This is a genomic window from Pedobacter sp. MR22-3, assembly GCF_026240075.1.
Lineage (GTDB): Bacteria > Bacteroidota > Bacteroidia > Sphingobacteriales > Sphingobacteriaceae > Pedobacter.
The window spans coordinates 213,415-225,175 of record NZ_JAPIVF010000001.1 but is presented as its reverse complement, the minus strand read 5'-3'; the positions used below and the strand labels follow the sequence as shown (position 1 = coordinate 225,175).

11 protein-coding genes are annotated in these 11,761 nt (G+C 37.8%); 4 read left to right on the top strand and 7 right to left on the bottom strand.

What is annotated here, in order from left to right:
• Positions 1 to 29: 29 nt before the first annotated feature.
• The 3 genes from OQ267_RS00995 to OQ267_RS00985 all read right to left on the bottom strand — a co-directional run bounded on the left by OQ267_RS00995 (position 30) and on the right by OQ267_RS00985 (position 2,990).
• Positions 30 to 950, bottom strand: coding sequence for a helix-turn-helix domain-containing protein (locus tag OQ267_RS00995; RefSeq protein WP_265834573.1), 921 nt, complete (start codon positions 948 to 950; stop codon positions 30 to 32).
• A 9-nt stretch (positions 951 to 959) separates the two neighbouring features.
• On the bottom strand, positions 960 to 1,853 hold the full coding sequence (locus tag OQ267_RS00990; protein WP_265834572.1) for an SDR family oxidoreductase: 894 nt from the start codon (positions 1,851 to 1,853) through the stop codon (positions 960 to 962).
• 204 nt (positions 1,854 to 2,057) lie between these two features.
• Positions 2,058 to 2,990 carry an SPFH domain-containing protein gene (locus tag OQ267_RS00985; RefSeq protein ID WP_088299711.1) on the bottom strand — a complete coding sequence of 311 codons (933 nt, stop codon included), beginning with the start codon at positions 2,988 to 2,990 and terminating at the stop codon, positions 2,058 to 2,060.
• A gap of 89 nt (positions 2,991 to 3,079) precedes the next feature.
• On the opposite strand from OQ267_RS00985, the gene OQ267_RS00980 reads away from it, so the two are divergent.
• Entirely contained in the window at positions 3,080 to 5,122 is a 2,043-nt protein-coding gene (locus tag OQ267_RS00980) for a M13 family metallopeptidase (protein ID WP_265834571.1), read from the top strand.
• 108 nt (positions 5,123 to 5,230) lie between these two features.
• Complete coding sequence (locus tag OQ267_RS00975; RefSeq protein WP_088299709.1) at positions 5,231 to 5,416, top strand: hypothetical protein; 186 nt, start codon at positions 5,231 to 5,233, stop codon at positions 5,414 to 5,416.
• Positions 5,417 to 5,460: 44 nt separating this feature from the next.
• Here OQ267_RS00975 and OQ267_RS00970 read toward each other — a convergent pair whose 3' ends face one another.
• From OQ267_RS00970 to OQ267_RS00960, 3 genes are all read right to left on the bottom strand, one after another.
• The gene (locus OQ267_RS00970) at positions 5,461 to 5,649 is read right to left on the bottom strand and encodes a hypothetical protein (protein ID WP_088299708.1); all 189 of its coding nucleotides are present in this window, start codon (positions 5,647 to 5,649) and stop codon (positions 5,461 to 5,463) included.
• Between the two features lie 64 nt (positions 5,650 to 5,713).
• Positions 5,714 to 6,811 carry a CapA family protein gene (locus OQ267_RS00965; RefSeq protein WP_265834570.1) on the bottom strand — a complete coding sequence of 366 codons (1,098 nt, stop codon included), beginning with the start codon at positions 6,809 to 6,811 and terminating at the stop codon, positions 5,714 to 5,716.
• A gap of 89 nt (positions 6,812 to 6,900) precedes the next feature.
• Positions 6,901 to 7,458, bottom strand: a complete 558-nt coding sequence (locus OQ267_RS00960) for a C40 family peptidase (protein WP_088299706.1) — start codon at positions 7,456 to 7,458, stop codon at positions 6,901 to 6,903.
• Positions 7,459 to 8,112: 654 nt separating this feature from the next.
• Between OQ267_RS00960 and pdhA the strand changes: the two genes are divergently transcribed.
• Positions 8,113 to 9,108, top strand: coding sequence for a pyruvate dehydrogenase (acetyl-transferring) E1 component subunit alpha (gene pdhA / locus OQ267_RS00955; RefSeq protein ID WP_088299705.1), 996 nt, complete (start codon positions 8,113 to 8,115; stop codon positions 9,106 to 9,108).
• A gap of 30 nt (positions 9,109 to 9,138) precedes the next feature.
• On the top strand, positions 9,139 to 10,830 hold the full coding sequence (locus tag OQ267_RS00950) for a pyruvate dehydrogenase complex dihydrolipoamide acetyltransferase (protein ID WP_265834569.1): 1,692 nt from the start codon (positions 9,139 to 9,141) through the stop codon (positions 10,828 to 10,830).
• A gap of 165 nt (positions 10,831 to 10,995) precedes the next feature.
• Here the strand turns inward: OQ267_RS00950 and OQ267_RS00945 are convergent, their stop codons facing one another.
• Complete coding sequence (locus OQ267_RS00945) at positions 10,996 to 11,373, bottom strand: GxxExxY protein (protein WP_265834568.1); 378 nt, start codon at positions 11,371 to 11,373, stop codon at positions 10,996 to 10,998.
• Positions 11,374 to 11,761 lie beyond the last annotated feature (388 nt).

Sequence of the window (11,761 nt, the reverse complement as noted above, 5' to 3'; positions counted from 1 at the left end):
TTTTTTGGAATTAACCTCAAGACCAGATTTCAATTAAAAGATTGCCTGAACGCCGAGGGGGTAAGGTTTGTCTTGGATTTAAACAGCTTTGTAAAAGATTGCAAATGTTCAAAACCAAGTGCATAAGCAATTTCACTAATGGAAAGATTTGTGGTAGAGAGTTTCTCTTTAGCCAGGTCAATCAGTTTTTGATGTAAATATTGCTGTGTATTCTGTCCAATAAGTGTTTTTAATAGTCCGGAAAGATAACCTGGCGAAACATTTAGTTTTTCAGCGATGTAACCTACCGTAGGCAATCCCCTAAGGCCAAGATTATCATTTGCAAAGTAACCCTTAACAATCTCTTCCAGTTGATCAAGTAGCTGATGATTGATGGCTTTACGTGTAATAAATTGCCGTCCGTAGAAACGTTGTGCATAATTGAGAAGCAATGCTATTTGCGCGATCACGACATCCTGAGTAAAGTGATCGATATTGCTATTGGTTTCATTTTTTACCAATTGGGCAATGGCATTAAGAATTGTTTCTTCATTTTCAGAAACATGCAGGGCTTCAAATAAGGCATAGTCGAAGAAATCATAATCTTTTATGGTTTTAGCCAGATGCGTATTCCAGAGTAATTCTGAATGGAACAGAATCATCCAGCCAGTTGGACGATGGTATTGATCCTGATTAACTTCAACGGTAAAAACTTGACCCGGAGCCATGAAAAATAACACACCATCATCAAAGTCGCTCATTTGCTGTCCGTATTTAATTTTAGCATCCGGAACACGCTTTAGTGCTATGGAATAAAAATCAAAAATCATCGTCTTTGATCGTCCATTCACCTGCATTTGCACTTCCTCCATGTTAACAACGCTAATTAACGGATGCCCAGGCTTGGGCAATCCAGCCAGTTTATGATATTCTGATATTGTTTTAAAGTGGTAGCGGCTCAAGTTTTCCATGGTTATAATTTACGTAAAATAAATCCCTTGCTCCAAATCCTGAATTAAACCGGAATATTGGGGCTCCCAATGCAAACGCTGACGGGTTAATTTTCCTGAAGCAGGCCCGTCAATATTTGCAAAATGTTCAAACCAGCCAAAATGGGCAGCAACTTCATCGTTTGATTTTGATACAACAGGTAAGTTCAGCTGCTTACCAATGGCTTCAGCTATCGATTTAAAGGTTATTGATTCTTCCGCCACACCATGAAAACGAGCTCCAGGCCTGGCCTGCTCCAAAGCCAATCTGAAAAGAACAGCGGCGTCAAGACGATGAACAGCTGTCCATTGGTTTGCGCCATCTTCTATATAGGCTGATGAACCCTTTTGGCGGGCAATATCAATAAGCATGGGTATAAAGCCATGCACATCGCCTTCGCCATGAACTGATGGCGATAAACGGACAACTGATATGCGGACATTCTTTTTAGCAAGTTCATCAACTGCTTTTTCTGTAGCAATCCGGGGATTTTGACCATTATAATCAGGCATTTTATCTTCAGTAGCCAGTTGACCAGGGCTCACGATCAACGTTCCGGAGGTAACAATAAAGGGCTTATCCGTTCCCGTTATTTCATTTCCAATAGTCGCTATTGCTACACGATCAATTTCACATACGGCTCTAAAACGGCTAAAATCATGAATAAATCCAGTATGTATAATCCCATCAGCAGCATTTGCTCCTCTGCGTAAACTTTCCAGGTCTTCCAGGTCACCCTTATGCACTTCGGCACCGGCCAGCAATAGTGCTTTTTCTGCAGCTTCATTTCGGGCTAAACCCAAAACCTGGTGGCCGGCATTAATTAATTCTTTTACTACAGCTGAACCAACAAAGCCTGTTGCTCCTGTTACAAAAACTTTCATAGCGATTTATTTTAATTTCATAAATAATGTTACATGAGTTTTGAGATCCCGCATACGTATCTCTTTAATCACTGTACAAAACTCCATTATTTTTGAGTACACTATTTAGCCTAATCCATTTTTGATTTAGCCAAAACGAAATTATACAGGGCAAAAAAAAGACTGCTGCATTTCAGCAACAGTCTCTCTATATAGCAGAATATATTAGTCTTTCTTTGGAGGATTTTGACTTAACTGCATGGCCATCATTTCTTTCATGGTTTTATTCATGCCTTCTGTACTGCCATCCAGGAAAATGATATTACCTTCACCATATTCGGCAAATTGTTTAATCGCTTCCGTCCACATGGTAAATAAAATAACTGAAGTATCTAAATTTGCCTGTTGCATTTCATGCGCGGCATTGGTCATACCCTTTGCTACCTCTTCTCTGAACAAAGCAATACCCTGTCCACGGAGTTGTGCAGCTTCCCGCTCGGCAGTCGCTGCAATTTTAATGGCGTTACCATCTGCTTCGGCACCTTTGGTTTTGGTAATTAATAAGGCCTGACCTTCATTTTCTGCAGCTGCCTTTAAATTATTGGAAGCAACTACACGGCTCATGGAGCGCATAATTTCTTCATCGAATGTAATGTCATTTAATTGAAGATCTTGTAAATGATAACCCCATCCATCTAAAACCTGGTCTATCTGCTCTTTAACATGCAAAACGATTTCGTTACGTTGCGCCAGAACATTGGCCTGTTTCTGGGTAGCCACATAAGCACGGATGGAACCTTCTATTGTTCTGATCAGTGCCTGCATTAAATTGGTTGCATCTACAAACTTAAAGGCTACGTTTTTGATGGTTTCTTCATCCTGGTTAACAACAGAATATAAAAGCATTGCTTTAAAATAAACATTGGCCTGATCCTGGGTAACTGCCTGAAATGACAACTCAACAGAGCGATTTTGAATTGAAATTCTGGAATAAATTTGCTCTATTAGTGGGATTTTGAAGTTTAATCCTGGCCTGAGTTGTCTACGGTATTTTCCGAAAACCGTTACTACTGCTATGGTTCCTTGTTTAACAGTAACAAATGAGCTTAGCAAAATAATAATCGCCAGGAAAATGAGAATGTAAATAGTGTACTGCATAATTAGATTTTTTTTGAAGTTAAAAAAAAATCATACAAACTACATAATGCTTTTTGTAGCTTTATTTTTTCCTAACTAGATTATACTACATGAAAAAGAATTTATTTCTCTCTGCGGCGGCAATAATGTTATTCGCAGCCTGTCAGAATGATAAAAATCATCAAGCTACAGAAACAGATCAGCGGACTGTTTTTTTTGATACTGCCGGAATGGATTCGACAGTAAAACCCGGCGATAACTTTTTCCTTTATGCCAATGGAAAATGGATGAAAAATGCGCAAATCCCACAAACAGAAACCGGATGGGGTTCTTTCTATACCTTGTATAATGATAACCTTAAAAATTTAAAGGTCATTCTGGAAAACGCGGCTAAAAGCAAAGTAGCAAAGGGTAGTAATGAACAAAAGGTAGGCGATTTTTATGCCAGTGGAATGGATTCTTTAACCATCGAAAAGCTTGGTGTAATGCCAGTAAAGCCACTGTTGGAGAAAATAGATGGTATTAAAAACGATGAGGATCTCATTAATTTTGTATCTGAAGGTTTTAAAAATGGCAATGGAGACTTATTCGGTTTTGGTGTTGATCCGGATGATAAAATGAGTTCAAAAAACGTGCTTATCTTTACCCAGACAGGGATAAATTTACCAGAACGTAGTTATTATCTCGATCAGGATGATAAGGCAAAAAAAATCAGGACAGAATATTTGAAATACATCACCAAAATATTTAACCTTGCCGGAGATTCTGCTCATGCCTCCTCCTATGCCGACCATATTTTAAAGCTGGAAACCATGTTGGCAAAATCACATTCAACCCCGGTTGAATTGCGTGATCCTCAGAAAAATTATAACAAGCTGGCGGTTGCAGATTTCCAGAAACAAATTCCAAATATCAATTTTAATACGGTACTGAAAAATCTTGGCGCATCAACGGATAGCATTATTGTCAGACAGCCAAAATATTACCAGGCATTATCTGCCCTGATAAAAAGCCAGCCCATTGAAACCTGGAAGGAAAAACTAAAGTTTGATGCACTGAATAATGCTGCAAATGCACTTACTAAAGCCTTTAGAACGGCAAAATTTGAATTCTTTAGTAAAACCTTGTATGGCCAGCTTGCACAAACTGAAAGATGGAAAACAATGGTTAACAATACGGATAGTAATCTGGGCGACTTACTGGGACAGCTTTATGCCGAACAATATTTTAAGCCTGAAGCTAAAAAACGTATGTTGGAATTGGTGAATAACCTGCAGAAAGTATATGCAGAACGAATCAAAAAAGTAGATTGGATGTCTGCCGAAACTAAAAAGAAAGCCCTCGAGAAGTTAAATGCATTTATCAAAAAAATAGGCTATCCTGATCAATGGAAAAAGTATGATGATGTGGAAATTTCGAGAAGTACATATTTCGCTAACCTTCAATCGGCAAGAAAGCACGGTTATAAAGAGATGATGGCTAAATTGGGTAAAACGGTTGATAAAACGGAATGGTTTATGACACCGCCTACAGTAAATGCCTACTATAACCCTGCCTATAATGAAATTGTATTTCCAGCCGGCATTCTGCAATTTCCATTTTTTGCTTTCAATGCTGATGATGCCATTAATTATGGCGCTATCGGTGCCGTTATCGGCCATGAAATGACACATGGATTTGACGATCAGGGCAGACAATATGATGCAGCTGGTAATTTAAAAGAATGGTGGACGAAAGAAGATGCCGCGAAATTTAAAAGTAAAGCCGATAAAGTAGTTGCATTATATAATAAGTTTACACTTTTGGATAATCAGCATGTGAATGGTTCATTAACTTTAGGTGAAAATCTGGCTGATATTGGTGGTTTGAATATTGCGTATGATGCCTTTAAATTAACCGAACAAGCTAAAAGCGATAAGAAAATCGATGGATTTACACCAGATCAACGATTCTTTTTAAGTTTCGCTCAGGTTTGGAGAATGAAAACCAGAGATGAATCAATGCGTGTTCGTATTAAGACTGATCCACATAGTCCGGAAATTTTTAGGGTAAATGGCACCGTCTATAACATGGAAGCATTTTATAAGGCATTTAATATACCCACTACAGCTAAAATGTATCTGGCTCCAGAAAACAGGCTAGGTGTTTGGTAATGCTGAATAAATAAATTTAAGCCACGTTTTAAAAAAGGACGTGGCTTTTTTTGTGCGCTTTAAAACAAAAGTTGGTATTTGTTGTATTTACACTATTAATCTAAAATCATGAATATAAAACGCACTTTCGGAACCATATTAACTGTTCTGGGCATTATCGGACTCATCTATGCCGGATATGGCTTTGTCAACCACAGTCAGAATACACGTGGCTTATTTGTGTACGGTATTATCGGATTGATATTCTTCGTGTCTGGAATTGGGCTTGTTAAAAATACCAAAGACGAGAGTTAATACTCTTCCTATAAGATCGCTGGATAAACAACCTTTAATCGGTATTAGTGCTTGTTTTTTCTTTTATGCTTTATAATCTGATACTGGCTAAATGCAACCAGACAGCCAGCCAAAATAATAATTCCAGCAGATAGCAGGTTTTTAGGATTCTGGTTGATGTAGTAAGCTGCGGCCAATACTAAAACTGCTGCAGCGATGCCGATGATGTAATGAAGAACTAGTCCTTTTTTCATATGCTGTTTAACTTCAGTAAGTAACAAAGATTCGGAAATAAATCAGAATTGGTGTAACAGGAAATTAATTTTTTAAAGTAATCCTGTTGTTTTCAAAATTGAGCTGATGGCCTGCAAAATCTATATCTGTTAACTCCTTCATGCGTTTAAAAGCACGGTGGCTTTCATCCCGTGTTAACCGTTTAATTTTATCTTGTTGTATAGATGTCACATCGGCGTAAAGGAAATTACCTTTGGCATTTACCTTCAACTGAAGCAATGGTGCAATGCCGTTATTGCCTTTCAGACTGAACATGCCATAAGTGCAAAAGTTTCCGAGGCTATAAGCAATGAACTTGTTTTTATAAACTTCTACGGCTCGGGTAACGTGCGGGCCGTGACCTAAAACCACATCTGCACCAGCATCTATTACAGCATGGGCAAAAGCATAAACATTGCCCCTGTTTTCTTTATAAAATATTTCATTTTTACGTGGCACATGTTCAAACCTGGCGCCTTCGCCACCACCATGAAAGGAGACAATCACGATATCTGCCATTGTTTTCAGATGTGCAACTAAAGTTTTTGCACTTTCAATTTTATTAATGGAAACGGTATTTTCATTTGGCGCAAATGCACAAAAAGCATATTTCACGCTATCCTTTTCAAAAATTTCGAAAGGTTTGTTCAGCTGACCAGCATAATGAATTTGTAACGAATCTAAAATTCTGGCAGTGTTTTTTCTTCCTCTCGAATCAAAATCGCCCACGTGGTTATTGGCAATGCTTAATACATTAAAGCCTGCTTTTTTATAGATACCGGCATAGCGCTCCGGCATTCTGAATGCATAGCAATTATTGGGATTAATGCCATTACATTTTGTAGAATGACCTGAGTTTAAAAAACAACCTTCCAGATTACCAAAAACAATATCACCCTTTAATAGGCTATCAACCGCCTGAAAACTATTCACTGCATCATCAGCAGGAAGGTTTGAAGTGGATGGAAAGGCTGAGCCCAGCATGATATCGCCAACGGCGGTGATGGAAATGGTATCTTTTATTTTTATAACTACAGTATCTGTTTTAGCTGTTGATACCACCACCTGTGCACTATTGTTGGTGCAACTGAAGATGGTAACGATTGCGGAAAGGGTTAAAAAAGATGTCTTTATGAATTTCATCGGCTATGGATGGGATAAAAAAAATCCTCCAAAATTACTTCTGGAGGACTATATCTGTTTAATCAAAGATCGTAAATCTACAATCGTATTTATTCTACTGTAAATTCTTTTTTAAATGATTCTAAAACGCGGCCGCCCTTGTAAAAATAACGACTGTAATAGGGCTCATTTAAATTGCTGATCACGACACCACGTGAACTCGATGCATGTGCAAATCTGTTATCACCAAGATAGATACCAACATGAGAAATACTTCTGCTTCTTATCTTGAAGAAAACGAGGTCACCCTCTTTTAAATCTTCTTTAGATAATGGGTCTACCATACTAAAGATATCACGAGAATTTCTTCTGATTGTAGTGTTGAAAACTTTGTCGTATATCGCTTTGGTAAAAGCAGAGCAATCAATCCCTTTTTTGCTTGAACCACCATAACTGTAAGGTGTTCCGATCCATTCGTAAATAAACTTATATAATTTTAAGTTCGATGTTGCATCTACCGCTACACCCATAACCTGAGAAAAGTATTGTGAAGCTAAGTTGTCAGGATCATTTAAGTCTTTACCAGATTCTTTTGTTTTTGTTTGTGCAAATGCAGTTGAGAGCGTACAGATAGCAATTATGGATGAAAACAAAAATTTTTTAATCATGTTATACAGTTATGTTTGGGTATTCACTTACACAGTAACGTAAACCATTTTGGCTTATTGTTGATTTGTCAAAGGTATCAATTATACAAATGTCATCCAAATGTTTGTGTTAAAAAGTAAAAGTTATTAACATCTCCACGTTGTGACATGTTAGTTAACGGTGTTTTATATTTAAAATTATCCCAAGATAGAAAACAATTTTTGAAGAAAATTAGACCACTTCGAATTGATTTTAATTGTTCTGGCTCAAAGTTATTTAAGATGATTAATAAGTGAGCAATTGAAACGTTAAATCAATCTGTATTTACCATCGCGAGCTTTAATTCCTTAAAAAGTGGAAATTAATTTCCGGATTTTTTTGCATAAGTATTTCTATACGATCTGATGGAAAGGGAATTGGTTAATTGTGGTGTGGTAAAGTTTCGCAGAATAAAATTTCACAATCATTAGAATAAGTAATTTGTTAAATCGTGAAATTAATCATCCGTGAAATTGCCTTTTTTGAAGAATAGGGAGATATGAACGCCAAATGGTTAAGTAACAAAAGGTAAATGTAATTTCATAGCTGATATTATGATGTTTTTACATTAGAAAGTGCCAAAAATTATAATAAAAAAATTAGATTTGCTGTCGCAAAAAAACAAATACCCTAAAATGAGTGCAGTAGAAATAAATAAAGATACCTGGTTAAAGTGGTTTGAGTCGATGTTGCTGATGCGCAAATTCGAAGAGAAAACTGGCCAGTTATACGGACAACAAAAAATACGTGGCTTTTGTCATTTATACATTGGACAAGAAGCTGTTGTAGCAGGTGCAATATCTGCAATGCAAAAAGGTGATTCGATGATTACTACTTATCGCGATCACGCTCATGCTTTAGCTTTAGGTGTAAGTGCCGACAGCATCATGGCAGAAATGTATGGTAAGGCTACAGGTTGCTCTAAAGGTAAAGGTGGTTCAATGCACATGTTTAGCAAAGAACATAATTTTTATGGTGGACACGCAATTGTTGGAGGTCAGATTCCATTAGGCGCTGGTGTTGCTTTTGCAGAAAAATATAAAGGAACAGATAATGTTAATATTTGTTATATGGGCGATGGCGCAGTACGTCAGGGTGCATTAAACGAAACATTTAACATGGCCATGTTGTGGAAATTACCGGTAATTTTTGTTTGTGAAAACAATGGTTATGCCATGGGTACTTCGGTACAGCGTACCACCAACATGACTGATATTTATAAAATTGGTTTAGGTTTTGACATGCCATGCGCACCTGTTGATGGTATGGACCCTGTTGCTGTTCATAATGCAATGGATGAAGCTATTCAGCGCGCCCGTAAAGGTGAAGGACCAACCTTCCTGGAAATGAGAACTTACCGTTACCGTGGACACTCCATGTCTGATCCGGCTAAATATCGTACTAAAGAAGAATTAGAAGATTATAAGGCTAAAGATCCGGTTGAATTGGCGAGAGAAACAATCCTGAAAGAAAAATATGCCGATGAGGCCTGGATTGAAGAAGTAGAAGCTAAAGTTAAAGCAACAGTAGACCAGGCAGTTAAATTTGCTGAAGAGTCTCCGTGGCCGGAAGTTTCTGAATTATACAAAGATGTGTATATGACAGAAAACTATCCTTATGTAATGGACTAATATTTTAAAGATTTCAATTAATTAGATGTAATGGCTGAGGTAATTAAAATGCCCAAAATGAGCGACACCATGACCGAAGGGGTTTTGGCGAAGTGGCATAAAAAAGTGGGCGATAAAGTGAAAAGCGGAGATGTTTTGGCAGAAGTAGAAACTGACAAGGCAACAATGGATATGGAATCTTACTGGGATGGTACGCTTTTATACATCGGTGTAGAAGAAGGAACCGCTGTGCCTGTTGATGCTGTTATGGCCGTTATTGGTAAAGAAGGTGAAGATTACAAAGCAGCTTTAGAAGCAGAACAGTCTGGAAGTCAGGAGTCGGCAAGTCCGAAGTCTGAAAGTAAAGATGACGTGCCTAAGGCTGATGATAAAAAAGAAGAAACTGCTCCTGCGCAAGGTGGTGGTTTAAGCGAGGAAGAACTGGCAGAAAAAGGTGTTACCGTAATTCGGATGCCTTTGCTAAGTGATACCATGACTGAAGGCGTAATTGCTGAATGGCATAAAAAAGTGGGCGATAAAGTTAAGGACGATGATGTTTTAGCTGATGTAGAAACCGATAAGGCAACTATGGAAGTGATGGGTTATGCAACCGGGACTTTATTGCACATTGGTGTGGAGAAAGGTTCAGCAGCTAAGGTAAATGGAATTATAGCTATTGTTGGTCCTGAAGGAACGGATGTAAGTAGTATCTTGGCTGGTGGAGATCAAAACGCAAAGCCTAAAGCAGAAAGCGAAGAAAAAACCGAAGCACCGAAAGAAGAGAAGCAAACAACAGCCGCTGACGCCACTTCAACTCCTGTTGCAGAAGGTTCTTCTGATAGTCGTGTAAAAGCATCGCCTCTGGCTAAGAAAATTGCCAAAGATAAAGGAATTGATTTATCGCAGGTTTCTGGTAGTGCAGAAGGTGGTCGAATCATTAAAAAAGATATTGAAAACTATAAGCCAGTAGCACCAGCTGAAAGCGGGAAGCCAAAAGCAGAAAGCAGCGAACAACCGAAAGCAGCGGCCGCAGCTCCGGTAATTCCTACTTATGTTGGCGAAGTTAAATACACTGAACAGCCGGTTTCGCAAATGCGTAAAGTAATTGCCAAACGTTTAGCTGAAAGTTTATTTACTGCTCCTCATTTTTACTTAACCGTAAGTATTGATATGGATAATGCAATGGCAGCCCGTACGGCAATTAATGCTGTTGCCTCAGTTAAAGTTTCATTCAATGATATCGTAATTAAAGCGGTTGCAGTTGCATTGAAGAAACACCCTGCTGTTAACTCATCATGGGGTGGAGATAAAATCCGTTTCAATGAACATACCAACATTGGTGTAGCGATGGCTGTTGAAGATGGTTTATTGGTTCCTGTAGTACGTTTTGCTGATGGGAAATCATTATCACATATTTCTGCAGAAGTGAAAGACTTCGGTGGTAAAGCAAAAGCTAAAAAATTACAACCAGCAGATTGGGAAGGTTCTACTTTCACCGTATCTAACTTAGGTATGTTTGGTATTGATGAGTTTACTTCAATTATCAACTCTCCTGATGGTGCAATTTTATCAGTAGGTGCTATACAACAGGTTCCTGTTGTTAAAAACGGTGCTGTTGTTCCAGGTAACGTTATGAAGTTGACTTTAGGTTGCGATCACCGTGTCGTTGATGGTGCAACCGGAGCACAGTTCCTGCAAACCTTGAAAGGATTACTTGAAGAACCAATCAGGTTATTAGCTTAATCAGTTAACAAATTACAAGTTTCAGTTTTCGGACTGAGAAATATACATCAAGCCATTCCTGAATAGGAGTGGCTTTTTTGAGTTTTGAATTTTGCAATATGTCCAGCAATTTCAGACATCCCTTAGATATTCATTACACATATAATTTAACTGCGCAGAAGTTTTTTACAATCCATTCACTTTGCGATGGATTGATGCAGCTATATTCGACGTATTGAAATTGACCAGCAAGCCAAGCTTAATACCTGATAATTTTAAATAGGTTAATACTTGTTTATGATGAACAGGAGCAAGCATTTCATTAGATTTTATTTCAATAATTACTAAGTTATTGACAAGTAAATCTACCCTATATCCTGTTTTAAGTTTTATCTTATTAAAGATGATTGGTAAAGGAACTTGCCTCCTGACACTTAAGCCATCTTCAGTTAGCAAATAAATTAATATCGCTTCATAGGCAGATTCCAATAAGCCTGGACCAAGTGTATGATATGTTTTAAAGATAGCACCACGTACCAGATAAGAAATATCATTTTCATCCATTGTTAAATTGTTTTGATGTTAAGAATGGGATGAATAGTCTAATATAAGAATTTAATTAAAATCTATGTAAATCTTTGATCTGCGGGAGTAAAAATGTGTTTAAATGGTTCCCGCTGATATGCACAGATCTCGCAGATATAGGACTTCGAGGATGTAAAGCGTTATATTGAAAATCGGCATTAATCATCTTTGATCTGCGGAGTAAAAAATGCGTTTAAATGGTTCCCGCTGATTTGCACAGATCTCGCAGATATAAGACTTTGAGGATGTATTAAGTGCTATATTAAAAATCTGCGTTAATCATCTTTGATCTGCGGGAGAAAAAAAGGTGTTTAAATGATACCCGCTGATATGCGGGGATTTCGCAGATATAAGACTTTGAGGATGT

What these genes read in the sequence shown, in the direction of transcription:
- OQ267_RS00995 (WP_265834573.1), bottom strand. Translation starts at nt 950, where the DNA reads ATGGAAAACTTGAGCCGCTACCACTTTAAAACAATATCAGAATATCAT.
- OQ267_RS00990 (WP_265834572.1), bottom strand. Translation starts at nt 1,853, where the DNA reads ATGAAAGTTTTTGTAACAGGAGCAACAGGCTTTGTTGGTTCAGCTGTA.
- OQ267_RS00950 (WP_265834569.1), top strand. Translation starts at nt 9,139, where the DNA reads ATGGCTGAGGTAATTAAAATGCCCAAAATGAGCGACACCATGACCGAA.
- OQ267_RS00980 (WP_265834571.1), top strand. Translation starts at nt 3,080, where the DNA reads ATGAAAAAGAATTTATTTCTCTCTGCGGCGGCAATAATGTTATTCGCA.
- OQ267_RS00965 (WP_265834570.1), bottom strand. Translation starts at nt 6,811, where the DNA reads ATGAAATTCATAAAGACATCTTTTTTAACCCTTTCCGCAATCGTTACC.
- OQ267_RS00970 (WP_088299708.1), bottom strand. Translation starts at nt 5,649, where the DNA reads ATGAAAAAAGGACTAGTTCTTCATTACATCATCGGCATCGCTGCAGCA.
- OQ267_RS00945 (WP_265834568.1), bottom strand. Translation starts at nt 11,373, where the DNA reads ATGGATGAAAATGATATTTCTTATCTGGTACGTGGTGCTATCTTTAAA.
- OQ267_RS00960 (WP_088299706.1), bottom strand. Translation starts at nt 7,458, where the DNA reads ATGATTAAAAAATTTTTGTTTTCATCCATAATTGCTATCTGTACGCTC.
- OQ267_RS00985 (WP_088299711.1), bottom strand. Translation starts at nt 2,990, where the DNA reads ATGCAGTACACTATTTACATTCTCATTTTCCTGGCGATTATTATTTTG.
- OQ267_RS00975 (WP_088299709.1), top strand. Translation starts at nt 5,231, where the DNA reads ATGAATATAAAACGCACTTTCGGAACCATATTAACTGTTCTGGGCATT.
- pdhA (WP_088299705.1), top strand. Translation starts at nt 8,113, where the DNA reads ATGAGTGCAGTAGAAATAAATAAAGATACCTGGTTAAAGTGGTTTGAG.